Source organism: Lewinella sp. LCG006, from assembly GCF_040784935.1.
Classification (GTDB): domain Bacteria; phylum Bacteroidota; class Bacteroidia; order Chitinophagales; family Saprospiraceae; genus Lewinella.
Genome location: NZ_CP160680.1, coordinates 6,036,841 through 6,061,038 on the forward strand (window position 1 = coordinate 6,036,841; position 24,198 = coordinate 6,061,038).

Genomic DNA, 24,198 nt, shown 5'->3' on the forward strand with positions numbered 1-24,198 from the left:
TTAACAAAACAAAAAACAATGAAAACGAAAGTCAAAAACAGCTCTAATGAGCCAAATATAGAGATTGGAATAAAAGCAAATCATCGGGCAGCCGTAGTGAAAATGCTGGGCCAGCTATTGGCTGATGAAACAGTCTTGTATATCAAACTGCGCAACTACCATTGGAACGTAGAAGGGATACATTTCCAACAATTGCACGCCCTATTCCAGGAGCAGTATACCGTTTTGGAAGAACAGATTGATGATGTGGCCGAAAGAATCCGTAGCCTGGGACACTATTCTCCAGGTTCGATGGCAGCTTTCCGGGAATTGAGTCGTCTGAAAGAAAGTGATAACCTGGGAGGCGATGGTGTCTTGATGTTGCAAAACATCCTGGCGGATCACGAAATGATCATCCAGGTGCTGCGCCATGACCTGGAAGCGGCGATGGAGGAATACAAAGATGCCGGCACCAGTGATTTTCTGACCGCCTTGATGGAGGTACACGAAAAAATGGCCTGGATGGTGCGTAGCCACTTGAGATAAGCACGACTTTCGCTATAGGGCGAAAGTTGTATAGAGACTTATGGTAGATGGTATAGGGACGCAAAGTGAACCGCATTCCTCAACACTTAACCTAAAGTCCAGCCAAGAAAAAAAGCCTTTCCTTACGAGGAGAGGCTTTTTTTGTGTTTTTAATGTCAAATCTTATTTAGACTAAATCGAAATAAGGGATCGTTTGTTATATTTGCATCACAATAACAAGAGATGAATCATCTTAGTAAACAGCTCGCATCCGTCTGCATTGCCGATCTTGCTGACCAAGAACGGGCAGATCCTTTGGCACTGGGCATGGGCATGCAAAAGGCCGAATTCAATGAGCAACTCGCTAGTGCTAAGCCTATTGCCATAAAACAGGCCGATAACAAATGGTTGTCTGCACTTTGGGTGACTTGTCCCACGGATGGTATTACCGGAGAGCTTATGTATGTTGCCAAAGACTGCCGCACCCAAAAGCTGGCGCTCATCACGGCAAATTATTATCGCTTACACGCTTTGATCAATAAGAGCAATACTGACTTCTATACTTCTCAACAGTAATTTTTAAGTTATGGCGGTTAAAAAAGCTAAGCAGCAGGATATCCTTACGACCGAAGTTCGTTTCCCTTGTCCAATCGCTACGGTGCAGGGCAAGAAACTCAAAAAGAAATGCTGTAAAAAATACAAAAAAGGAAAGCGCTGTGGGCGTTGTCCTAATGGTTAATCTTTTCCTATCTTGGCAGGATGAAAATCCTGCACACTTCTGATTGGCATCTTGGGCAGCGACTCCTGCAAATGGACCGGCACGAAGAGTTTCGGCTGGCCTTGGATTGGCTCTACGCCGTCATTGAAAAAGAGGAAATTGAGGTGCTTTTGGTGGCTGGTGATATTTTTGACATTGGCAACCCTCCCAACCAGGCGCGTCAGCTGTATTATCGTTTTCTCCGTCGCTTGCTTGGTTCTACCTGCCGCCACATTGTTATCACAGGAGGCAACCATGATTCACCGGCGATGCTCAATGCGCCGCGGGAACTTTTAGAGAGTTTCAATATCCACGTCATTGGTGCCGCTACCGATAACATTGAGGAGGAGCTTCTGGTCTTAAAAAACGATGCGGGGACACCAGAACTAGTCGTGGCCGCCGTTCCTTTTTTACGTGATCGTGATTTGCGGATCTCCAAAGTAGGAGAGGAGCAGCAGAGTCGTCAAGCTCGCCTACAGGAAGGTTTGCTGCAGCATTACCAAAGCCTCGCGGAATTGGCCCAGCCCTACGTTGAACAAGGCTTACCCATCATCGCAATGGGCCATCTCTACGCCAAAGGATCCGTGGCTTCTGACAAACAAGACAATATCTACGTTGGTAATAGAGAAAACATGGAAGCAGGGCAGTTTCCCGCTGTTTTTGACTACGTGGCCCTGGGGCATATCCACCGCGCACAGAAAGTAGAAGGGGTGGAGCACGTTCGCTATGCTGGCTCGCTCATCCCGCTCAGTTTTAGTGAAACCAAAGACGACAAGCAGGTCTTTATTCTTCATTTTTCCGGCAAGGAACTAACGCAAATAGCCACCCATTCCGTCGAAAACTTCCGTCGATTAAAAACAATCCAAGGAGACCTGGAGGACGTGCAAAAGAAATTAGATCGCTTTGCCGCAAAGCAAGATCGTCCCCTGCCTTCCTGGGTAGAGGTGATCATCGATACCGAAGATTACGTTCCCCAACTGGATCAAATCCTGCGAGATTATTGCCAGGAAATGCCGCTGGAATTGGTGAAAATAAGGATCAACCGCCCGTACCGGGAGCTGACCCACGCATTAACCGAGGTGCCTGACCTGGAAGACCTGGAAGTAGAGGAAGTCTTTCGACAAAAGTGCCTGAGCCAAGGAGAGATCCCGGAAGAGAAGCTGGACGAATTGATGACTACCTTTCGGGAATTACAAAACTGGATGGCGGAACAAGAAGCATGAGGATACTACGTATACACATTAAAAACCTGAATTCCCTCCGGCTGCAAACGACCATCGACTTTGAGCAGCCGCCATTGGCCCATGCTGATATTTTTGCCATAACCGGAAATACAGGGGCGGGTAAGACTACTATTTTGGATGCGATCACCCTGGCTTTGTATGGCCAGGTGGCCAGAGATAAACAAGCTCATAAAGAAGTATTGAGTTACGGGAGTACCGAATGCCTGGCCGAAGTAGAATTCCTGGCTGATGGCGAGCGCTACCTGGCACGCTGGGGCATGCGCCGTGCGCGCAACAAGGTAGACGGCAACCTGCTGGCCCCGGAAAGAGAGCTGGCCAAATGGTCGGAGGCGCAGCAAAATTTCCTCCCCATCGCGGAAAAGGTCAGAGAGGTAGAAGAGGCCGTAAAGGAAATTACCAAACTTGATTTTGAGCGGTTTACCCGTTCGGTGTTATTATCGCAAGGCGATTTTGCCGCTTTTCTGAAGGCCAGCGATAAAGAGCAGAGTGACTTGCTGGAGCGGATCACGGGGACCGCTATTTACTCGCAAATCTCAACAGCCGCTTTCGAGCGCTATCGCCTAGAAGAACAAACGCTGAAGAACCTTCAGGAGCAGCAGGCTCAGTTAGGGCTATTAGCTGGCGAATCTGTTTCAGAGGAAATGCTAACTACCGCTCGGGAGGAGGTCGCAACACAGACCAAGCAGTTGGAGGCCATTCAGGCCATTGTGCAGCAGTTTGAACGCTGGCAAGAAGCTTCGCAAAAAATACAGACGATCACTGCAGAGCAAACGCAACTACAGCAAGAACAATTGGCTTTTGCGCCGGAGGCATTGCGTTTGGAAAAATCGCTTAAGCTACAATCGCAGCGACAAGCCTTCCAGGAGATGGGCTTTCGTCAACAAAAAAATACCTCTTTGAAGGATCAGATAATGGTCCTAAAGGAGAGGGAGCAAACTCAGCAAACGCGTTTAAAAGCATTAACGGATCAGCTAAAAACCGCAAAAGAGTCGCACGATCAACTAAAGTCAACAGCTAAAGAGAAAGAGGTAGTTTTCCGGCAAGCCGAGCTTTTAGAAGCGCAAATCAAAGGTATTACCGTTCAAATAACAGCACTGCATGCGGAACTGGAAAGTGGTGCACAAGAAGAAGCGAAGTTACAGACCTCATTAACAACCCTCACTGAGAAGCAGGCTTCCTTGGTCAAAGAAAAGGATACTCACCAGGCCTGGCTCCAGGAGCATGATCGGTACCAAGCACTTCCCGCACAATTGCCACTCATTGAACGCGAAAGAGAGCGTTTGAGAGAAGTTTATGTTGAATTGGATCGGTACCAAAAACAACAATTGTCATTGCGGGAAGAAAAAAAACAGCAAGTCGCGCAGACAGAAGCCCTGGAAAAAGCCTACGTAGCCCTGGAAAAAAGACATCTCCAGGAGCAACGCGCTTTCGACGAATTGCTTCCGCAAAATTTCAGTCAGGAAGAGCAGGACCATACGCAGCGATTGAACAATGCCATCATTGAGCTGCAAGAAAAGAAACAGTTGCTCCTTCAGTTGAAAACACTTGATGAAGCTTATCAGCAATTGTTGGTCGAACAAGAACAGTACGAAGAACGACTTTCCGGGTTGATCACCAGACAGCAATTTAATAACAAGTTGCTCTTGAATCTGGTGGAAGAAAGGGAGCAGGTTCAGCAAGCGCTCGACTACCGCAGAAATATTTACCAACAACAGCAATTGATTGCGAATTACGAGAAGGATCGACAAAACTTGCAAGCGGGTGATCCTTGCCCCCTATGTTTATCAACAGACCATCCTTTCCACGAGCATCCCGTCAAGCCGTTTGTGGATCAGGCCAAGGAAGATCTCGCCAAAGTAGAAAGCCAGTTTCAGCAACTGAAAGAACAGGAAAGAAAAGTTTTGCAAGAGGAATCAGAACTTAGTCAGGAGATTGAGTTGCTACACGGTGATGATTTGAAACCACTCAATGGCAGGATCAACGAGCAGCGAGCCAAACTCATCAAGTACGAAGAACAGATCGCCGGATTGGTCAACCCTAACGACGACGAAGTGGTCAAGGCGCGTGGCCAGGTACTTGCTGCCCAAATTGATGCCATTGAAGCACAGCTTACGCAGTGGCGAAGTATACAGGCGGCCTTGGAGGCCTTGGACAAGAAACTGCGCAAAAGCACGGAAGAACTTCAGGCAACAGAGCGTAACTATCTGAATAACAAAGCTAAACTAGAAACACTAGAGGTACAACTTCAACACGCAGAAGCCAACTTGCAGCAGGAACAACATAAATTCACCCAAGCGCAAGCAGAGCTGCAAGGGTTCCTGACGCCACTTGGGCATACCTTTACCCTGGAAACAGCCCGCGATACTTTTTCTCATTTGACACAATTGGCTACCGCTTTCCAGCAGCATACTGATCGCTACCAGGAAGTTGTCAATGAATTAACGCTTACCCTTTCTAAAAAAGAAGCGGCAGAAATCGCCTTGGAACGACATCAGCTGAGCCAAGGAAAAAGTAAAGAAGAATGGGCTAGTTTATCCGAACAAGAAGCCCAATTGCAAGCACAGCGAGCACAATTACTGGAAGGCAAACAGGTAGAAGCAGCCCGCCAGGAACTCGAAGACCAACTCCATCAGGCAGAAAGTACCTGGGAGAATTTACAAAAGCAAACCCAGGAACAGAAAGAAACCAATGCCGCTACGAGCCAATCCATAAAAGACATTCAAGAGCAGTTGATAGAAGGAGAGAAGACGATCGAGGAAATTGGGAATCAACTGATGCTTGCCGTAAAAAATCTGGGGTATTCTGATCTGGAGCTGGCCCAAAAAGATTTGCTCTCGGTTGAGGAAGAACAAGCTTTGCAAGCTCAACAGCAAGCGCTACAGCAAAAGTTGGCAGAAACCAGTCGGGCACTGAAAGAAGCTACAAAAGAGGAAGAGAAATTCCGTCCTGAAGCTAATGAAGCCAAGGCTCAGGAGGAAAAATACGAGCAACTGCAAACGGCCAAAACCTTGCAAGAACAAGCATTACGGGCACTAGGTCAATTGGAGCAGCAACACCAGCAGCAACTTGCCCGGGAAGCTCAATTCAAAGAACTCCTGGAAAAGATAGAAGACCAGCGGCAGAATTTCAATCGCTGGGCACAGCTCAACGAAGTGATTGGGCAAAAGGATGGTAAAAAATTCCGAAGTTTCGCCCAAGGACTGACGCTCCAGCGGTTGGTGGTTTTGGCCAACCAGCACTTGGAAAGGCTCAATGGCCGCTACTTGATCAGCAAGAAACCACAAGCAGATTTGGAGCTCGAAATCATCGATACTTTTCAAGCGGATAATCGCCGCAGCATGTTTACCCTCAGCGGAGGCGAGTCCTTTCTGATCAGCCTGGCACTGGCTTTAGGGCTATCTGATTTGGCCGGAAGGCACGCCCAGATTCAATCCTTGTTTATTGATGAAGGCTTCGGCACCCTGGATGAGCATAGCCTGGACCTGGCCATCAGCACCTTGGAAAATTTGCAGTCGAGTGGAAAAACCATTGGCATCATCTCTCACGTTAAAGCACTGAAGGAACGAATTGGGGTACAGATCCAGTTGCAAAAGCAGAGTAATGGGTTTAGTCATCTGGAAATTCAGGGGTAGAGCGTAGGTGCAACCTACACTGAACAAGGCGTAGGGGCAACCTAAGACTGAACAGGGACTAAGGATCAGTTTTTTCGCTACCAGTCGAAAAACATCTTCTACTGGTCTATTTTTAGCATCTTTTCGCCCCGGTTTAGGTTTCTTCGTTAGGAACAATTATTATTGTGGAGTTGTATTTTTTTCAAAACATAGTTTAGATGAAAGACTTTTTTGGTGCCCACCACGGCCTGGACGAACGCAGCATGGAATCGCTGGTTGGTGCTTTAGAGCGCGAAAACCTTCCCGGGTTCGATTATTTGGAGTTTAAGCAATCCCTCGAACGGCTACAGGACTTGAACATGGAAGAGGAAGTAGCTTTCAAATCGGCCTTTGCAACGGCTTCAACGATGGGCCTGACCAAGGAGAAGTTACTGAAAACAGCAGCGCACTACAAAACGGTGCTGGACAAAGAAAAAACCAGCTTTGATGCTGCCCTGAAGAAGCAGATAAAAGCAAAAGTTGATGGAAAACGCAAAGAAGTAGAAATGCTCCGTACCAAATTGACGGAGTACGAAGCTAAAATCGAAGAGCTGCAACGACTAAAAGCCGCAGCTGAAAAAACCATTTCGGAAGCCGATGCGACCATTGAAGCTGCTCAAGAGAGTATCAATGATGTGCACCAGCGTTTCGAAGCTACACTCAAAGCATTGCATAACCAAATAGATCAGGACGTTATCGATATCAATCGGTTCCTCTAATTTACTACCCAACATCTTAAAATAAATAATATGTCTACGGAAATGCCAAATATGGGTAAAGAAAAATCCTTCTGGAAACGCCCTGAAGGAGTTACAGGCTTAATTTTTCTCGCGGCTTTGGTCGCTGGTGCAGGCTATGTAATTTCTGTTGTCAACTGGCCACTTATTTTCGCCAACACCCTCTATCTAGCAGGTACACTAGCCGTGGTAGGTGTAGTCGCCTACATGGTGCTTGATCCCAAAATGCGAAACTTGATTGGCTACGCCTACAAAAGCTTCATGCGTGGGCTAACTGGCATGTTTGTCAATATTGATCCGATCGGGATTTTAAAAAGCTACATCGAAGACCTGGAAAACAACCTCGTCAAGATGCGTACTCAGATTGGAAAGCTACGTGGACAGATGCGACAGATGCTTAGCTTGATCGAGGGCAATGAAGCTGAAATCAATAAGCAGATGAAACTGGCTAGTGCTGCCAAGGATAAGAATATGGACCAGCAAATGGTGCTTTCTTCTCGTAAGGCTGCCCGCTTGAAGGAAAGCAATGAAAAATACCGGGTACTTCACCAACGTATGGAAGTAATGTCGCGCATCCTGAACAAGATGCATGACAATTCAGAAATCCTGTTGGAAGATACCAAAGATCAGGTGAAACTAAAAGAACAGGAGCGTAAGGCCATCCGTGCTTCGCATTCAGCCATGCAATCGGCCATGAGTATCATTTCTGGCGATCCAGACAAACGCGCTATGTTTGATATGGCCATGGAGGCCGTTGCAGAAGATGTGGCCAGCAAAGTAGGGGAGATGGAGCGTTTTATGGAAATGTCGGCCAACTTTATGGACTCGGTTGACTTGCAAAACGGTGTCTTTGAAGAAGATGGTCTCCGGATGCTCGAGCAGTGGGAGCAGCAAAGTACCTTGATGTTATTGGGGGAAGGACAGCGCAAAAGCAATACGCTCGACCTGGATTCCGCGCCATCACAACTTGCTGAAGGCCAGGAGCGCTCAAATAAAAGCGCGGAGGGCTACGACAACTTATTTAAGTAAATCCCACGCTATTATCTACTTGAACGGTGTGTACCCTGGTTCTTCTTCCAGGTACACACCGTTTTCCATGGAGGAATAATTAAGTTCTTCCAGCAATTGTTTTGCTTTGTTAGCTCTACGCCGGGGGCTTATGCTGTAGAGCGTATAGTTGACCAACTGCTCGTCCAGAAACGCTCGTTGTTGTTGATCTCCCGAGAAAAAGCCAACGACCCCCAATCGATTCTCTTCTTCATCAAGGTCAAAAGAGAAAACGTAGGCCCGGCGAACTTCTCCTCTAAACAAAACTTTGACGATGTCTACGACCTCCAAATCAGCAACTACACCCAGAGGGGAAACTTCTTCCAGAAACAAGTAACGGGCGATCGCTTCTTGTTCGTAATACTTACGACCTACTTCTTCCAGCAGCCCGTACTCATTGAGCAGTCTCAAAAAGGGGACTTGCAAACTATCCACTTTCAAGATTTGCTTCCAGTTGCGTTTGGCTGCTGCTTCTCCCTTACTGAATAGATAAGCTGCGGCTGACAAAGTGGCCCAATTGACTTCTGGCTGGTCGTAGAAGGCGTTGGCTAATTCGAGTATTACAGGCTGTGTTGTAAACATCCGGTAGAGGCCAAAGATGGTCTCCGGCAGGTCTTTCCCCGCTGCTGGCGTCCAATGAGCTAAACGCTCACGACCACGATCAATAAACAGCTGTTGACTGGCCAATATGTCCCTATTATCAAGAGAATCCTGCTCCAACACCTGCCGTGCAAGTTCCCAAACAAGCAGGGGCTCTTTTCCCTGAGTAAGTAATCGGTTAAAGCTGGGCCAATACGCAACAATCAATGAAGTCTTCTGGTCAAAGGCGGCCAGTGCAGCTTCCGAAAGGGCAGGCGTTGACGAGTCGTCATCCTCCAGCAATCGGAACAGCAATGCGTATCCTTCAGGTTGGTCAGCGGCGGCCAGGGAGGTAATAATAACTTTTCTGAGTGCAGCATCAAGATTGTCATCTTGGTAGATTTGCTGAAGTACTTGCTGGCCGTATTCTCCTGCTCTTAGAAAGGCGGGTAAAAGCTTGTCGATGATACTTTTTGCTTGCCCATAGGTCAACCACGAATTGTCTAAAAAGACCTTTCTTAAGGCAGGTAAATCATGCTGATCAAGCGACAAATCAGGATCGAGGACTTTTATAGCGTCTGTCAGCAGCAACGAATCCTGCGTTTGTAAACCTTCAAAAAGTGTTGCTGTCCGAGGAGCAAGCAAGTTGAAAGTAGCAGGAAGCTGCCAATCATCTTCTTCGAAAAACTGCTGAGCATTTAGTCCTTGGAGCACCTCTTCAGAGGCAATCATTTGCTTGCGTACCCAATAACGTCCACGGTGATAGTATTGAATTCGTTTGAGCAGTTGCTCATGCCCTGTTGTGTAAGTTCTTTCATAAACTTCCTGGGTGGATTTCAGGTAATTAATGCTTTCTTCTTGAAGTTCATCTTTGGTTTGCACTAAATGAGCAAGTCCCTTTTCTAAAAAAGCTACACTGTCTTTTATGCTAATGAGAGAGGGGTAAAAGAAGACATCGACAAGATAATTGGCACTAGTGGCTGGATCTACTGCATGTAATTGGTATTGTAGTTTTGCAGGTTGGTCATAGGCCCTTCTCAAATCAATAATTTCGGGATCTGCTTTAACGGGTAGCGCGATTGACAACTGGTCCTTAATAATTTCCACCCTATTTACTGGTGGTGAAACCATCGGTGTAAGGTGGAATGAAGGAAAAAACTTCTTGGTTGTTTTGCCATTTTCTACATCGACCTGACTAAGCAGATACAAGCGGTTGGCCCTAGCAATCACTTGACCGGAAAACAACAAGCCATTCTCTGCAAATTCTCCTTGCAGCAACCAGCGAGGGCACCCCTCAAAAGTATCGCGACGTGTCACTTGTAGCTCTAAATTATAAAGTGCTTCGAGGTAAGAACGTCCTTCTTGAAGCTGAGTGGCTTCGTTTTCCCATTGTCCTGCTGGCAAATAATCATAATACTGGCACCACACAGAGGCCATGGGCGCTTCAAAACCTGCCCGATAAGTATGGAGTGGGTATTCCGTGGCTTTGTCGTACGGAAATTCGTCATTGATCAGCGCACGACCATAGGTGTAATGATGGGGTAGCTTCAATTCAAAACCACCTAAGGTATCATGTACCGTCACCCATTTTGCCTGGCTCTTTTTCCGCAAATGAAATTTCTGCAAAAAGGTATCGACACCAGCCAGTTCTTCCAGCGTGCTTTCCTCATAAGCCCCCACCTGAAGGTAGTACAGCGTTTGATCAAAATGGAAGGTATAAGCCTGGTAATACTTAAACTCTTCGGCTGGTTTGGTCAATTTGTAGGAGAAACCCTCTATCCCTTCATGAACAATAGGGGTCTTTTCCTCTATTTCATAACCATCTTGCACAAAAAACTGGTCATCAAAGTCATCGTAATCCAGGGGAAGGATACTCGAATTCATCAGCAAATAGGAGGCTCCACGACCAATATCGAAAGAGAAGTAACTCGTTGAGGCTGGTTCTGAATTCTCGTAAACAAAACCAAGGGGCATGGCAAAAGAATAAACATCATTATGGCTCGTGATTTCAGGCCAGGGGCGTACTGTTGTTGGAATTAGAAAGCTATCGCGTAAGCCAGTGAAAGTAGGGGTGACCCTACGCAAGGTATAGCCGGCTTTTCTCAATAATTCAAGCACGCCTTCTTCTCCCGGCAAGTGGGCAGCCCCCACGATGCTGAACAAGCGCTCTTGCGGCATAATTTGGGCCATCCGCTCGACCATGATGTAGTTGCGAGCAATGAGAGACAGCTGATTAAACTCGGTGGGGTCCGATTCGATGAAAGCGGCAATTGGCTCAAGCTCACCGGTATAGTACAAGCGCAATAATTCATCAGGGTTTCGGCTAAACCAGGAAAAATTCAATTGATTGTTAGGAAACGGAGCATTGTCTTTTTCGTAAAGATGATTTTCAATTTCTTCAAGACCATAATGCTTTTTACCCAGACTGCGCCCCACGTCCATAAGGTAAGCGTCCAACATGGTTGGCATAAAACCACTGTTGCGGAGTTCCATCCCCTGACCAAGCCCTTTGAGTAGCGTCCGAAAATCAGCGGCCGAAGCATCTTCCTCCGCTACCTGATTACTGTCTGGTATAAATATTTTCTCATGGATGAACCGAATATAAGACGAATCGACAGTGACCTCTTTTTTCCCTATGTAAAGCGCTACAATGCGCTGCATCGCTGAATCGAGATGAATTTCGTTAGCAACTGCATCCACAGCCTGAAGACACAATAATAGCGAGTCTGGAAATTCAAAAACAGACTTGTACCTAACATGCATGGAGCCAAAGACATAGGAAGGTGCAGGCAAATCCTTTCCGGAAATTTCCCATAGGAGTGCATAGTTACTGCGTGAGCTATCCTGCACGGATTGTGATAGGAGAGGGGCGCTTAATGCCAATAAAATTCCTAAGGAACTGAAGGAACTTAAGAAATCAATACGGCCAAACCAAGAATGCATGTGTAGTGAATTTGCAGATAGAACGTAATTAGCCGCCGCTTAGTGAAAAGTGGTTGCTTAAAATTAGAAAATTTTAGTAATAATATTTCTCAGGGGCATTTTTACTTAGTACTTTGACGAAAATAAACACATTAGGCTTTCTCTGGCGATTTTTAAAAATTACTTTTTTTGATTATTCCTGATTATGCCTCCAAATTTACAAAAATGGTTCCTAGGAATAGGATCACTTCTATGGATATGCTGGGTTGTAATGATGTACATTGGGTACCACCCTCAGCATATACAGCTCTTTAAGGAGCATCCCTATTTGTTGTTGATCGTGTCGACAATAACCGTGGGTGCTGGGAGCGCTTATTACTCGTATAAACGGTTGAAACAAAAAAAAATCTGGGTCATTCCTATTCGAGGAGTAGTACTTATTGTAGTTTTTTTGCTTGCAGGTTTGTTGGTGCTTTTTCAATTCCGGGCAGCCATTACATTAGATCGCCCAACAGCAGTTAGTGCTGGTGTTTTCTTTGTATTAAACAGCAGTTGGTATTTACTTTTATTCCTAATAATTGGAGCAGGCCTTGCTTCTATAGGGCATTTTATCACGAAAAGAATTGGCCTCCACCAAGGGAGTCGCCTTTTTGATATAGCGGTTGGTTGTGCTATGGGAATTATCCTTAGTACCTTTTTGGGGCTCTTTGGGGTATTATATGGTGCAGTTTTAGGTGTAGTTATGTTAATATTTGCTTTTTTTGAACGCCAATACTTACTAACTGCTTCCCAGGAATGGCTACTCAAAAAACAGCAATGGAGAATTACTAAATGGTGGGAGTTGTCAATTGCATTAGTGGGGATGCTTTTGTTGGGGATTTATTGGATTGGTGGGATAAAAGCATTTGCAACAGGTTTTGATGGTTCAGCACTTTATGCTAATCTAGCCCAATTGATTCCTCAATATCATGGTTTGCCAGGAGCCTACCAAGCTTTTGGGTGGTCGGTTGTCATGAGTTGGGGCGAGTTGTTGTTTGGCAGTACCACTTTCAGCTTACTTCTTTCACAGGCCGTTTACTTCCCCGCTTTAGTATTAGCATATCAACTTGTTCGAAAATGGCTAAAGGAACCCTATGCCCTTCTTCTTATAGTATTAGTGCTTAGCTTGCCGATGGTTAATTTTCAAGCCATGGTAGATGAAAAAGTTGATTTTGGTCTTTTGTTCATCAGCTTAGCTATTCTCTACCAGTTGTTTCATTGGCCAGTTCCAACCCAAAAATACACGTTAGCTTATTGCTTGCTACTAGGAGGACTAATGGGTGTTGGTTTTAGTATCAAGTACACTGCCATTTTCCTATTTGTGGCAGTCGCTGGTATACTTTGCTTTAGAGCGGGAAGAGCACTACTTCTCTGGTCATCTATAATGATTCTTTTAGGTATCTTTTTCTTAGCAGGCTTTTACGAATGGGGTAATCTACCTCTTTCGCTTGTAGAAGCCCGAATATTGGGTGCAGCCACTACAGGTGCCGGATTGCTTATTGCGGTCATAAGTATTCGGCGCACACAGATGGAATTTATTCCCTTTTTACGCTCACTGACAGTAATTGGATGCGCATTTTTTTTAGCATTTCTTCCATGGGGAATTAAGCATTTGGGAGAACATCAATACCAGCTTTCACTAAATAATTTCCTGCAAGGAAAACCAGATCGCATTGAAATAAGCGTTCCCCCTGAGTTGCTTTCTAATCATTTCAATAGGTCCCCTTTAGAAACAGGAACCCTGCGTAATCTAGTGCTCCTGACCAGCGATCAAAACACACCTGTACAACATGAGCAAATCGATATAACAGACAAAGAAGAAAAGGCACTGGAAGGAAACGCTCGGCGCGAAGAATTGCAGCGTTATCTAGGTTATGAAGAAGGAATTTGGCGCTATTTAAGTATCCCTTTTGACCTCACGCTCAACCTAAACGTCAGCGGGTTAAGACACCAGGAGATAGGTTTCATTTTTCTGGCTTTATTTCCGCTACTGTTGTTATTCTTTGGAACAGGTAGTTGGTGGAAGAATAGTCTTTTAGTAGTAATGATGGGTTTCTGGATAGGAAGTTGTTTTTGGTCCCTTGCTGAAGGTAGTACAGCCATCGCTCAGCAAGAAGGAATGGCCGCTTATCAATCTGGTTTCTGGAAAGTTTATCCTGAAAATATAGACGGCACTTTTTATCAAGTCTGGATAAACATACAAAGCCCATTTGTGGGAATAAGCGCCTTGTTTTCAACGGTTTATGATGCTGTTTCAACGTTACCAGCAACCATCTACCTACCTTTGTTATTAATTGTGATTTTCTTACTGAGCTACCTATTGAAAGAGACAAAAAAATCCTGGCCCCAGAGTCTCAAAGAGCTACTTGCCGGTTTGCTTGCATTTTCCATTGTCTGGATAATTTTAGGCAATGGCATTACTTGGTACGCCATGTTGCTGTGGGTTCTTTTTCCCGTGCTGTTATTTTATGAAATGCAATCTACAGCTAGAGAGCGTAAAGAAAAAGTTACCCTTTCCAGCTCACCGGCACAACAATGGATAGCCAGCCTTATCGGTATAGCAGCAGTTGTTCAAATAGTAATTAACTTGGGCATTGTACTTAGTAGCTCACAACCCGCTCAACCCGCCGCTTATATCTATAATTGGCCCATGGTAGCATATTTATCCGATGGTAGCTTAACCCGTGAAAAGACTTATCGCCTTTTCGATAATATATCGCAAGATATTTGCAATGTCATCAATGGCGATAAAAACAGTAAGGTTTATAGGGTCAATACTTATTTAAATTATCATATTGACCGCAACGATCAACGTGTATATGAGGACAATCAACTGCAGTATTTTGCTGAACTAAGCCATATCACCAACAGCGAAACAGCGTTTTTAGACATCCTGAAAACTAATGGGATAAATTACTTACTTTACGATATCAATACACCTTCTTTGGATCAGACGCCAGAACAATCCCTACGTAAAAAATGCAGTAATCTGCTGCGTCTCCTTCTACAAAGTGGGAGGGCCGAGATTGTAATGACAGACAACTATGTGGCGGCTCCTGATGCAGATTTTATCCAACTCCCTAATGGACAGCGAGCTCAAGCTCGCCAAGGCTTGATGGGACAGACCGTTTATCAGGGGAGGATTGTTTTGTTTAAGATCAACTAAGCTACTTGTATTATGACTGCGAGAACTTTCCCGATTCACCTAATGCTACCCGCTTATAACGAGGGTAAAGTCATTGCAGAAGTGATTCGAGAAATAAAAATGATCATTGAATGCCCCATTATCGTTATTGATGATGGGAGTACCGATGATACAGCTCTGTGCGCGCGACAGGCGGGCGCACGGGTTATCAGTCATCCAATCAATAGGGGAGCAGGGGCCGCCTGTATGACAGGTATTAGCCTGGCACGCCAAGAAGGCTATACTTGTCTTGTCTTCATGGATGCCGATGGACAGCATGATCCCAAGGATGTAGATACCTTGGTAAATGCTCAACAAGAACAAAACCTAGATCTGGTTATTGGAAGTAGATTTATGCAAAAGAATGAAGGTATCCCTTTATTGAGACGATTCTTCAATTTACTGGCAAATCTGCTAACGAATAGCTTCTCAACTCATCGCTATTCTGATACTCAATCAGGCTTTCGCTTGTTAAACCAAAATGCAATTGATCGACTAGAGTTGGTTCAGGATGATTTTAGCTACTGCAGTGAAATGATCATCCAAGCGGAAAGAGCAAAGATAAGGGTAGGGGAGTGCCCGATCAGTGTGAGGTACACCGATTATTCGATTCGTAAAGGCCAGGATTTCCAGGTAGGGTTATTTACAGCCTTTCATTTTTTGTGGAAATTAATCTTTAAGTAAATGGTAGAGATAAGACTATTTCAATGGTTGGTGCCATTAGTCATTTCCTTATTTATTCTCAATCAGTTTCTTCGGTATCGGCGAGGAAGAATTAATCTAGGTGAAGCTGTTTTTGCCGTTTTACTTTGGTTGAGTGTAGCACTACTAGCTGTTTTTCCAGACGAAATCTCCTCTTTTATTGCTCGTTTGTTTGGCATCAAGAGCAATACCAATGCGGTATTGTTTCTGGGTTTAGGCTGCCTGTTTTATTTTCAGTATCGTCTATACCAGTTACAGGTAAAACAACGGAGGGATTTAACACAACTTAGTAGAAAGATAGCCTTGCTCAAGTTCAAAGAAGAAGGCAAATGAAAATTTTGTTCGTTTTGGAACATTATTACCCCTACTTAGGTGGAGCAGAGAAGCTTTTCCAGCAAGTAGCAGAGGCTTTTGCAGAAGATGGACACCAAGTTACCATAGTCACAACTTTATTTAAGCGAGAGCTTCCAAAACAAGAGATGATCAATGGTGTGAAAATTCATCGACTCGCATGTCAGTCTCGCTTTCTGTTTACTTTTTTGAGTATGCCATTGGTATGGAAACATGCCTCTTCAACAGACCTACTAATAACTACGACCTACAATGCCGCCTTACCCAGTTGGATTATTGGAAAGTTGAGAAGAAAGAAAACGATACTCGTCTTTCATGAGTACTGGGGTAAATTATGGTTTTCGCTACCTTATCTAAACCTGTTCCAGCAGACTATGTTTTTTGCTTATGAATGGTTGATTATCCATTTGCCTTTCTATCAGTACATTGCTGTTTCAAAATCTACCCAACAGCGATTGATAGGGGTAGGCGTTCCCCGCAAGCGAATAAGCCAAATTTACAATGGTATAGATTACAACAGTTTTCGTTCTTATCCGTGGGCCCCACAGGGCGATTTCACTTTGTTGTACTATGGTCGATTGGGTATTTCAAAAGGATTGAATTTACTTTTACCTGCTTGGAAAGCGTTTAAAGAACTTGGCTATACAGGGCAGTTGCAACTGGTCATACCTAAATATCCACAGTTGCTTTACCGAGAGGTTTGTGATATGATAAGAAAACTGAATTTTTCAGGGGGAGACGTCCAGCTTTTTCACGAATTAGAAGAGCATATCTTATTTACTCAAGTAAGCAAAGCTCACGCGGTAATCATTCCCTCTTACAGTGAAGGTTTTTGCTTTGTAGCTGTAGAAACAATGGCCATTGGCACCCCGATTATTTCTTCAGGAAAAGGATCACTGAAAGAGGTAGTCAATGGCACATTCATAGAGATTAGAGAACTTACCACAGAAGGAATCCTTGAGGCACTAGAAAAAAGTATTAAAGGAGATTGGCTGCATACTCCAAATCAGCTATTCCCTTTAGAAGAAGCCAGGAAAAAATACATTCAACTTATCTCCCAAATATAAAGTGCGAACTAAACCTGCGTAACATAGCCAAAGACTAGTTTCGCTGTTGATTGCGAATTCTGCGTTCTTCCATATATTTATCCAGTGCTGCGGCTTGTTCTGTCGTCAAAATGGTCGTACTGATTGTATTTCTGAGGCCCGGCCGAACCTCGCGCTGTGCTAAACGTGTTAAATTTTGAAAATTAGCTTCTTCCATCAATTTGGTAATAGCCATTTTCTGTTCTTCAGTTAATGGACTTGCAACGGAGACAGCTTTGTCAGTATTGTTGATAAAATCCTCTATCACCTGCGGTGGGCGACTACTAATATCAGGAGCTGATTGTGTTTTTTCTGTAGCCTGAACTGCGCTAGCACTTTCTGGAGAAGAACTGTTACAAGAGAAAGCAAACATCAAGGCTGAAACGATGAATATAAAGTGAAGGGATTTCATAAAAAAGGTTTTCTAGCTTGTGAAGGACAAAAGTAACCAGATTATCTAACTTTGGGGCAAAGTATTTGAGATATGTCAAGAGCAAAGACCAATACTATTGGTCATTTTACTTCTTATTGGTATTTAGCAAAACAACTTATTCGTGTCTCACTCACCGTTGAGTTTAAAAAATCATTTATAGGGTTATTCTGGTTGTTTCTAAGTCCCATTTTAGCAGTAATTATATGGATTTTTCTTCATAGTGCTGGAGTAGTTACACCAGGAGAAACGGTAATTCCTTATCCTGCTTATGTACTCCTAAGTACTTCTATTTGGGGATTTTTCATTGAACTGTACCGCCAGGTTTCGCTCCTATTATCGACCAATAACCAAGTACTCGTAAGCGTTTCTTTTCCTATTGAGGCCTTGATTATTGAACGCATAGCCGTGCACCTTATTCGCTTCGTTATTCCCTTAATTATCAACATAATTGTACTAGTACTTTTTGGGATAAAATTACATTGGATCAGCTTTTTGTTTCCATTAGCCTTACTGCCTTTACTTTGCCTCGGGTTATCACTTGGTTTAATAACCGCCATATTCAGGATAGTAATGGTTGATATTGCGCGTTTGATGGATCAAGGACTAGGCTTGTTGATGTACTTTACCCCTGTTATTTACAGCCCTGATATTCCTATTTCGTGGTTGCAAGATTTGGTGTTACTCAACCCACTTACCTATTTGGTGGGAGTGCCTCGGGATTTACTAACTCAAGGAACCTACAGTAACCTACCAGCTTTTGCAGCCGGTAGTGTCTTTAGCTTTTTACTTCTCCTTTTGACTTTTACCCTTTTTAAGAAAACACAAAAAAAAGTCCTTGAGCGTTTTATTAACAATTAAATAAGCATGGAAAAGAATCAATACAAAAAGCACGGGGACATACTATTATCTGTAAGACATTTGAATAAGAAATTCTGTAAAGATATTTCTCATAACATGCGCTATGGGATTAGAGATATATGGCAAGCCATTTTACCTATCAAATCAGATTACGCTACTTTAAGGGAAAAAGAGTTTTGGGTGTTGAAAGATATTAATTTCGACCTTTACGAAGGTGAAATATTAGGCATCGTAGGTGCAAATGGCTCAGGAAAGACAAGCTTAATGCGAATCATTGGGAATATCTACACCAACGATTCAGGAGAAGTTTGGACCAAAGAGGGCGTGAAAACAACGGCCGTATTTGCACTTCGTTCGGGTATGCAACCTTTGTACACAGGTAGAGAAAATATTTACCTAAAAGGGGCTCTTTTTGGCATGAGTAAAGAAAAGATAGATCAGCGTATTCAATTTATCGAATCTTTTTCGGAGTTAGCAGAGGCAATTGATCAGCCTCTGGGTAATTATTCTTCAGGAATGGCAGCTCGCCTCGCTTATGCTATTGCGATTGCAACCGACCCTAATATTTTTATTTTAGATGAGGCTTTGGCCGTAGGAGATTCGGTTTTCAAGGCAAAATGTTTTGATCACCTTAAAGATTGGGTGCAGCAGCCCGCCAAAAGTGTCCTTTTTGTCTCTAACAATATCCGCAAAATTCTGAAGGTTGCTACCAGAGTATTGGTGATCGATAAAGGTCGAATCGTTTACGATGATAGTGATGTTACGGCGGCCCTTAACTATTACGTAATGAATTGTTTAAAAGACCTTACGCCAGAAGAAAGAGAAATACGCTTCCAAAAAATACAAATGTATGACTACTAACTGGTTAGCCGAAGACAGATTGGAAAAATTTCCTGCTTACAAACAGTTTCCTTCAGGAATAGACGTTTTTTTTATTCATATTACAAAAACAGCTGGTACCAGTATTCGTCATTGCTTGGATTTTCCTCGCCCAAGGAAATCGGAAGGCCTTTTTAAAAAACATTATAATCATCAAGAAATTCAGCAATTGGTTGATCCGGTACTTTGGCACAATTCTTTCAAGTTTAGTTTTGTGCGCAACCCTTGGGACAGGTTATTTTCCTACTATCATTACCGCAAAAGAAACTTCTTTAGCAAACGCCCAACGCTTGATCCATCTAATCCCAATCTATTTCCCAACTTTGCAGATTGGCTGGAAACTTATGTTGTAAAAAGGGATATTAGTCAAACAAATCTGCGCCCTCAGTACAATTGGATTTATGACAATAATGGCAATCTGGTGGTTGACTTTTTAGGAAGGTTTGAAAACCTACATCCTGATTTTGAGAAGCTTAAAAAAATACTTGAAGTACCTCACCTTCAATTAGAACACGAAAACAAAACGGAACGCCCTTGTGACTTTCGGATGGCTTATAACAATAGAACAAAAGACATTATCACCACCCTATATAAAAAAGATATCGAACTGTTCAATTACACATTTTAGACAATCTATTTTCTCGCATCTCTAGGGCAGTATGATATAAGTCCATGTCTAGTGTATTCAACCGAGCGATCTCATCTCTTGTGCCCTTATCTACCTCATAGCTACTTCCGGTAACATTATGTAAGAAAGCCTTTGCAGTAGGCCAGTCTAACAGGTTTGCTAAATCAGCTAGATCTGCATCATAATGCTCCTGAATACCCACAAAGATAAAATCTGTTAATTGGGCTCCTGAAAGAAACTTTGAAATACGATTTCGGCTTATTTCATCTCTTGCGTATTCAATTAGCGAACGCTGGAGCTTGCTTAGAATATTGAGTCCTTTCTTTTCTTCTTCCAATTCCTCTGCTAAGCGTTTGCACAAGTAAAAATAATTGGAAATAACCCGGTCAACAGGGTCTCTAAGCCAGGTTATCATAGGAGTGCACTCATCAATAAAAAAGCATTGCTTCAAATTTGCAATCGAAAAATGCCCATGAATAACCTTGATTTTCGATGGTAATTCCGGTTTTGTGAATAGGAGTTCATTTATCCGTACTTCCTTTGAACTTCTATTGATATCAAGGCGAACTACTTTTTCCTCTCCATATACTTGCTTTAGTGTATTTCGGAATGAAGTTCCAGCAGTTTTAGGGATATGAATTGAAATCAATTCAAGTGCAGTATCACTTTTCTGTTTTTTAAGGAAATCAAACATCACGAGGTTGTATTAAGAGGAATATCAAAAGGGGAAAGTAAGCGCTAGTTCATACAATGATAAAAAATTATTGCGATATTCCGCCTATGATATGGTTAGCCTCTTTTCCACGATCAGGAAACACCTTTTTTCGCAATGTGCTTTATGAAGTGTATGGGATATCGTCTAGTACCTATCACCAGGATTCAACTCGTCCATTGGAGGAAGGTTTTGCCAGTTTTCCCGTAGTGAAAACCCATTTACTACCTGATCAATTACCGCCAAATTTGCGGAATTGCAAGTCGGTATATATCGTTCGTGATGGGAGAGATGCCCTTGTTTCGATTGCCCATCATCGCAAAGATATCGTAACTCCTGGGAGCGATTATTTTAACAATCTCCTCTTGGCTATTTTAGCACTAAATGATAGCTATTTTGGTGGTTGGTCAGCGAATGTTGAAGCCTGGACATCAAAAGCGGATATCATTATAAAATTTGAAGATTTAATCAAGAATCCTATTGGTGAAATCAGCAAATTAAGTGCGATCATTGACCTACCTGCACCTGATCTGAGTAGGTTACCAAGCTTCGAAACACTTAAATTTGGCAATCCTCAATACGGAGCTGGAGGAGAAGATGTTAAGAAAGAAAAGTTAGCTGAAAAGCATTTCAGAAAAGGTAAAGTCGCTGGTTATAAAACAGAAATGCCCGTTGATTTACAACAACTTTTTTGGGATTTGCATGGAGCCACAATGCTAAGTCAAGGCTATCAAGATGATCAATTGAAAGCTTCTAGTGTTAAGCCAGAAAAAAAAATCCTCCTAGAAGTATCCAAAGCTTTTTCAAACGACAACGATGGTGTTAAGCGATACTTAACAGAATTAATTGAGCACTTAATCCAATTCTCTACCATTAGACGAGATATTCATATTGACTTATTCTTCAATAATACTATTTGGCCAATAAATTCTTCTATAACAAGTACTTATCTTAAAAAATACGCAATAACTGAAAGCCATGAACAGGAACACCCTTTAGCACAGGTTGTAAAAGTTGCTGACCAACAAAAAGAAGCGTTACAAGGCACTCATCTATATGAAAATCGGCTTTTAGCACTAAAAGCATATATCAAAGCGAAGCTTCCAACTAACATTTATGATTTCTTTAGTAGGTTATACAGAAAAGGCCCGTTTCGCCGATTCCTGAATTATCTGCACCGAAAAACAACAGCCAGGAAATCAGTTAAAGCCTTTAGAAAACTTCAAAAAAACATTGACAGTTATGACCTTGTCCATCTTCCTCTTCCTCAAAACATGCATTTGATACAACACGCAAATACAAAGTTTTTAGTAACTGCACACGATTTCACTCATCATCTTTTTCCAGCGTATCATACCGAAAACAATATTGTACATTCAGAGGAAGGAATACAATGCGCACTAGCGAAGAATGCTGATTTTATTGCCATTTCAAAGGCTACCGCCAGGGATCTTTCCCTTCTTTATCGAGTTCCCAGAGAAAAAATAAAAGTCATATACGAAGGTGCTAATGGTGCGTTTTCCAGGGAGAGTATAGGTAAAGAGAATGAAGCAAGAATTCTCGAAAAATACAAGGTCAATGATGGGACACCATATTTTATGACCTTATCAACAATAGAACCTCGAAAAAATTTAAAGGGTGTAATCGCTGCTTTTCTTCAACTGAAAGAAGAGCAAGGCTTTAATCAAAAGCTCAGCTTACTCATCGGGGGGAAAAAAGGATGGAAATACCATGACTTGGAAAAATCGGAAGAAGATTTAAAGAAACAAAATGTATATTTTACTGGATTCATTCCGGATAGTGAGCTTCCAGTTTTATATAATAATGCAATAGCTTTGTGCTATTTATCTCATTACGAAGGGTTTGGCTTGCCATTATTAGAGGCTATGCAATCAGGAACTACCGTAATATTTGGCAGTAATAGTTCTATGCCTGAGGTAGTAGGAGAGGGTGGCTTAGGAGTCAATACCAAGGATGTATCGGCAATTGCCAAAGCGATGAAGCAGTTACTCCTAGATCCGGAAATGAGGTTATCATTAGTTGAAAAAGCACGAATTCAATCTTACAAATTTTCATGGTTGAAAGCCGCCTTCGAAACGATCAATTATTATGAAAAACTGATTAGTAATAATAAACCATGAGGACTTGAGTAACAACAAGCGAATCGCAATCTTAGCTGACCCCTTAGATAATCAATCTGCCGGTGTACATGTATTCACTAAAGAATTAATTAATGCTTTAATCAACATGGGCAAAGCGGATCAACTGCTACTCATTCGAGAAAAGTACGATCCTGACTTAAACATAGAACAAATTGTTGTTCCAAATATTCATCTACCTATTGGCTTTGCTTCTTTACGGCTGTTCTTTATTATCCCTTGGATACTCAGCAATAGGGGAGTGGCCGCTGTTTTTGAACCCGCCCACTTTGGTCCTTTTAATCTCCCACATAGCATAAAACGGATGACGATGATCCACGATCTTACGCCCTTGATTTTTCCGCATCATCATCGATGGCACAGCCAGTTGTTGCAAAAGATTTTCTTGAAAGGTATTCTGCGCAGAACGGATTGGGTGTTTACCAATTCCAAGCATACAAGCAAGGATGTTGAGCAATTTTTTCCCTTTACGGAAAACAAAATTAAACACTTGTACCTGGGTAAGCATTCTGTATTTCAGCCCACAAAAAATCCTGCTCGTTTAAAAGAGCTTGGGATCAATGTGCCTTATTTTATTTACGTAGGCACAATTGAACCGCGAAAAAACCTAGTGCTACTTCTGAATGCATTTGCTACATTTTGTTTAGAGAATAAAGATCAGGAAATAGCACTCATTATGGTCGGACAAATGGGCTGGAAATCTACTCGTTTTGAAGAAGCCTTCGCAGCACATCCGTACCGCGAAAAAATCAAATTGTTAGGCTTTGTCGATTTTTCAGATTTGCCGATTTTGTACACGCACGCTACAGCGCTTATTTATCCATCCATGTATGAAGGTTTTGGCTTGCCCATTATCGAGGCCTTAGCTTGTGGGACAGACGTCATCACCGCAAATAATTCCAGTTTAACCGAAATAGGAGAGGGAGCCGCATTTTTCTTTGAGACCGATGATACTGCATCATTGGTAGCATGCATGGAGGAAGTTTTCTTCAGCAAGGAAAACAGGAGCTTGAAAAATCAGCTCCACGCTGAAAAATTTTCCTGGGCTCAGTGTGCACTCGATTTTTGGCAGAAAGTAGAAGAAGTAATAAAATAGGCCTTTTTTTAAACTCTACTTAACATAATATAAATTATAGGCATTAATTTAGGCCATTTTTTCAGCTCTTATTTAAACGTTCTATATAGATTGGCTATCTAAGGGCGGATTATTCACTAAATAAAACAACATGAAATCCTATTTCTCCAGCAGCCTGCTGATTATCTGTGCATTTTTCTTTCTGAACAAAATTTCGGCCCACAGCGTATCCAGCGACGCTGTGCTAGAAAATCCTCCTCGTTGGGAAAAACTTGGCCAGCGACGCGTCAACTACGGCTTAGATCGTGATGAGATTCTGGTGACGGCCCGTGAAGGAACTTTTACGGCTTTACGTTTACACGCCGAATTAGCGCCCATGAATTTCCACCGCTGCGTCGTGCATTTTGCCAATGGCAGCACACAGACCTTCCAAATCAGCGAAACCGTCCGCGCTGGACAAACGACCCGATTACTTGACCTCACTGGCAACAACCGCATCATCACCAAAGTCGTTTTCTGGTACGACACTAAGAATCGCGCAAATCGTCGCGGCCGTGTTGAACTCTGGGGACGGCACTGATAAAACAAAATGTTTTTTATTGCAAAAACAGCCTGAAGCGACTACTTTAGGCTGTTTTTACTTTATTACTCCC

Annotated in this window: 20 protein-coding genes; 17 read left to right on the forward strand and 3 right to left on the reverse strand. The window is 43.0% G+C overall.

Annotation, left to right across the window (positions count from 1 at the left end):
* The first annotated feature begins 18 nt into the window (after window positions 1-18).
* From AB0L18_RS21900 to AB0L18_RS21930, 7 genes are all read left to right on the forward strand, one after another.
* Window positions 19-525: a Dps family protein gene (locus AB0L18_RS21900; protein ID WP_367389460.1), complete on the forward strand. Its 507-nt coding sequence runs from the start codon at window positions 19-21 to the stop codon at window positions 523-525.
* A 222-nt stretch (window positions 526-747) separates the two neighbouring features.
* Window positions 748-1,080 (forward strand): hypothetical protein, encoded by a 333-nt coding sequence (locus AB0L18_RS21905; RefSeq protein ID WP_367389461.1) that lies wholly within the window; start codon window positions 748-750, stop codon window positions 1,078-1,080.
* A gap of 10 nt (window positions 1,081-1,090) precedes the next feature.
* Complete coding sequence (locus AB0L18_RS21910; RefSeq protein WP_367389462.1) at window positions 1,091-1,243, forward strand: hypothetical protein; 153 nt, start codon at window positions 1,091-1,093, stop codon at window positions 1,241-1,243.
* A 20-nt stretch (window positions 1,244-1,263) separates the two neighbouring features.
* Window positions 1,264-2,484: an exonuclease SbcCD subunit D C-terminal domain-containing protein gene (locus AB0L18_RS21915; RefSeq protein ID WP_367389463.1), complete on the forward strand. Its 1,221-nt coding sequence runs from the start codon at window positions 1,264-1,266 to the stop codon at window positions 2,482-2,484.
* Window positions 2,481-6,137, forward strand: coding sequence for an AAA family ATPase (locus AB0L18_RS21920; protein ID WP_367389464.1), 3,657 nt, complete (start codon window positions 2,481-2,483; stop codon window positions 6,135-6,137). The genes AB0L18_RS21915 and AB0L18_RS21920 overlap by 4 nt, the downstream gene beginning before the upstream one ends.
* 197 nt (window positions 6,138-6,334) lie before the next feature.
* Window positions 6,335-6,874, forward strand: coding sequence for a hypothetical protein (locus AB0L18_RS21925; RefSeq protein ID WP_367389465.1), 540 nt, complete (start codon window positions 6,335-6,337; stop codon window positions 6,872-6,874).
* Between the two features lie 30 nt (window positions 6,875-6,904).
* On the forward strand, window positions 6,905-7,921 hold the full coding sequence (locus AB0L18_RS21930) for a PspA/IM30 family protein (protein WP_367389466.1): 1,017 nt from the start codon (window positions 6,905-6,907) through the stop codon (window positions 7,919-7,921).
* A 15-nt stretch (window positions 7,922-7,936) separates the two neighbouring features.
* On the opposite strand, the gene AB0L18_RS21935 is transcribed toward AB0L18_RS21930, so the two are convergent.
* The gene (locus AB0L18_RS21935; RefSeq protein ID WP_367389467.1) at window positions 7,937-11,461 is read right to left on the reverse strand and encodes a TraB/GumN family protein; all 3,525 of its coding nucleotides are present in this window, start codon (window positions 11,459-11,461) and stop codon (window positions 7,937-7,939) included.
* 370 nt (window positions 11,462-11,831) lie between these two features.
* Here AB0L18_RS21935 and AB0L18_RS21940 point away from each other — a divergent pair, with 370 nt between their 5' ends.
* The 4 genes from AB0L18_RS21940 to AB0L18_RS21955 are packed head-to-tail and all read left to right on the forward strand — an operon-like array spanning window position 11,832 to window position 16,783.
* Window positions 11,832-14,645 carry a glycosyltransferase family 39 protein gene (locus AB0L18_RS21940; RefSeq protein WP_367389468.1) on the forward strand — a complete coding sequence of 938 codons (2,814 nt, stop codon included), beginning with the start codon at window positions 11,832-11,834 and terminating at the stop codon, window positions 14,643-14,645.
* Window positions 14,646-14,657: 12 nt separating this feature from the next.
* The gene (locus AB0L18_RS21945) at window positions 14,658-15,347 is read left to right on the forward strand and encodes a glycosyltransferase family 2 protein (protein ID WP_367389469.1); all 690 of its coding nucleotides are present in this window, start codon (window positions 14,658-14,660) and stop codon (window positions 15,345-15,347) included.
* Window positions 15,348-15,698 (forward strand): DUF2304 family protein, encoded by a 351-nt coding sequence (locus AB0L18_RS21950; RefSeq protein WP_367389470.1) that lies wholly within the window; start codon window positions 15,348-15,350, stop codon window positions 15,696-15,698.
* Complete coding sequence (locus AB0L18_RS21955; RefSeq protein ID WP_367389471.1) at window positions 15,695-16,783, forward strand: glycosyltransferase family 4 protein; 1,089 nt, start codon at window positions 15,695-15,697, stop codon at window positions 16,781-16,783. The genes AB0L18_RS21950 and AB0L18_RS21955 overlap by 4 nt, the downstream gene beginning before the upstream one ends.
* A 34-nt stretch (window positions 16,784-16,817) precedes the next feature.
* Here the strand turns inward: AB0L18_RS21955 and AB0L18_RS21960 are convergent, their stop codons facing one another.
* Window positions 16,818-17,213 (reverse strand): hypothetical protein, encoded by a 396-nt coding sequence (locus AB0L18_RS21960; RefSeq protein ID WP_367389472.1) that lies wholly within the window; start codon window positions 17,211-17,213, stop codon window positions 16,818-16,820.
* Between the two features lie 72 nt (window positions 17,214-17,285).
* Here AB0L18_RS21960 and AB0L18_RS21965 point away from each other — a divergent pair, with 72 nt between their 5' ends.
* Genes AB0L18_RS21965 through AB0L18_RS21975 form a run of 3 tightly spaced genes read left to right on the forward strand, consistent with a single transcriptional unit; the run spans window position 17,286 to window position 19,599 of the window.
* A complete protein-coding gene (locus tag AB0L18_RS21965) occupies window positions 17,286-18,092 on the forward strand; it encodes an ABC transporter permease (protein WP_367389473.1) in 807 nt (268 codons plus the stop codon).
* Between the two features lie 6 nt (window positions 18,093-18,098).
* Window positions 18,099-18,953: an ABC transporter ATP-binding protein gene (locus tag AB0L18_RS21970; protein ID WP_367389474.1), complete on the forward strand. Its 855-nt coding sequence runs from the start codon at window positions 18,099-18,101 to the stop codon at window positions 18,951-18,953.
* Window positions 18,943-19,599: a sulfotransferase family 2 domain-containing protein gene (locus AB0L18_RS21975; protein WP_367389475.1), complete on the forward strand. Its 657-nt coding sequence runs from the start codon at window positions 18,943-18,945 to the stop codon at window positions 19,597-19,599. Before AB0L18_RS21970 ends, AB0L18_RS21975 begins: the two co-directional genes overlap by 11 nt.
* On the opposite strand, the gene AB0L18_RS21980 is transcribed toward AB0L18_RS21975, so the two are convergent.
* A complete protein-coding gene (locus tag AB0L18_RS21980) occupies window positions 19,583-20,293 on the reverse strand; it encodes a sulfotransferase family 2 domain-containing protein (protein WP_367389476.1) in 711 nt (236 codons plus the stop codon). The genes AB0L18_RS21975 and AB0L18_RS21980 overlap by 17 nt on opposite strands.
* Before the next feature lie 56 nt (window positions 20,294-20,349).
* Between AB0L18_RS21980 and AB0L18_RS21985 the strand changes: the two genes are divergently transcribed.
* The 3 genes from AB0L18_RS21985 (at window position 20,350) to AB0L18_RS21995 (ending at window position 24,125) form a co-directional block, all read left to right on the forward strand.
* Window positions 20,350-22,452: a glycosyltransferase gene (locus tag AB0L18_RS21985; protein WP_367389477.1), complete on the forward strand. Its 2,103-nt coding sequence runs from the start codon at window positions 20,350-20,352 to the stop codon at window positions 22,450-22,452.
* Window positions 22,453-22,456: 4 nt separating this feature from the next.
* Complete coding sequence (locus tag AB0L18_RS21990; RefSeq protein ID WP_367389478.1) at window positions 22,457-23,566, forward strand: glycosyltransferase family 4 protein; 1,110 nt, start codon at window positions 22,457-22,459, stop codon at window positions 23,564-23,566.
* A 130-nt stretch (window positions 23,567-23,696) separates the two neighbouring features.
* Entirely contained in the window at window positions 23,697-24,125 is a 429-nt protein-coding gene (locus AB0L18_RS21995; RefSeq protein WP_367389479.1) for a hypothetical protein, read from the forward strand.
* Window positions 24,126-24,198 lie beyond the last annotated feature (73 nt).

Excerpts from the sequence above, each read along its gene's own strand:
- AB0L18_RS21900 (WP_367389460.1), top strand. The coding sequence starts at position 19 with ATGAAAACGAAAGTCAAAAACAGCTCTAATGAGCCAAATATAGAGATT.
- AB0L18_RS21905 (WP_367389461.1), top strand. The coding sequence starts at position 748 with ATGAATCATCTTAGTAAACAGCTCGCATCCGTCTGCATTGCCGATCTT.
- AB0L18_RS21910 (WP_367389462.1), top strand. The coding sequence starts at position 1,091 with ATGGCGGTTAAAAAAGCTAAGCAGCAGGATATCCTTACGACCGAAGTT.
- AB0L18_RS21915 (WP_367389463.1), top strand. The coding sequence starts at position 1,264 with ATGAAAATCCTGCACACTTCTGATTGGCATCTTGGGCAGCGACTCCTG.
- AB0L18_RS21920 (WP_367389464.1), top strand. The coding sequence starts at position 2,481 with ATGAGGATACTACGTATACACATTAAAAACCTGAATTCCCTCCGGCTG.
- AB0L18_RS21925 (WP_367389465.1), top strand. The coding sequence starts at position 6,335 with ATGAAAGACTTTTTTGGTGCCCACCACGGCCTGGACGAACGCAGCATG.
- AB0L18_RS21930 (WP_367389466.1), top strand. The coding sequence starts at position 6,905 with ATGTCTACGGAAATGCCAAATATGGGTAAAGAAAAATCCTTCTGGAAA.
- AB0L18_RS21935 (WP_367389467.1), bottom strand. The coding sequence starts at position 11,461 with ATGCATTCTTGGTTTGGCCGTATTGATTTCTTAAGTTCCTTCAGTTCC.
- AB0L18_RS21945 (WP_367389469.1), top strand. The coding sequence starts at position 14,658 with ATGACTGCGAGAACTTTCCCGATTCACCTAATGCTACCCGCTTATAAC.
- AB0L18_RS21950 (WP_367389470.1), top strand. The coding sequence starts at position 15,348 with ATGGTAGAGATAAGACTATTTCAATGGTTGGTGCCATTAGTCATTTCC.
- AB0L18_RS21955 (WP_367389471.1), top strand. The coding sequence starts at position 15,695 with ATGAAAATTTTGTTCGTTTTGGAACATTATTACCCCTACTTAGGTGGA.
- AB0L18_RS21960 (WP_367389472.1), bottom strand. The coding sequence starts at position 17,213 with ATGAAATCCCTTCACTTTATATTCATCGTTTCAGCCTTGATGTTTGCT.
- AB0L18_RS21965 (WP_367389473.1), top strand. The coding sequence starts at position 17,286 with ATGTCAAGAGCAAAGACCAATACTATTGGTCATTTTACTTCTTATTGG.
- AB0L18_RS21970 (WP_367389474.1), top strand. The coding sequence starts at position 18,099 with ATGGAAAAGAATCAATACAAAAAGCACGGGGACATACTATTATCTGTA.
- AB0L18_RS21975 (WP_367389475.1), top strand. The coding sequence starts at position 18,943 with ATGACTACTAACTGGTTAGCCGAAGACAGATTGGAAAAATTTCCTGCT.
- AB0L18_RS21980 (WP_367389476.1), bottom strand. The coding sequence starts at position 20,293 with ATGTTTGATTTCCTTAAAAAACAGAAAAGTGATACTGCACTTGAATTG.
- AB0L18_RS21985 (WP_367389477.1), top strand. The coding sequence starts at position 20,350 with ATGATAAAAAATTATTGCGATATTCCGCCTATGATATGGTTAGCCTCT.
- AB0L18_RS21995 (WP_367389479.1), top strand. The coding sequence starts at position 23,697 with ATGAAATCCTATTTCTCCAGCAGCCTGCTGATTATCTGTGCATTTTTC.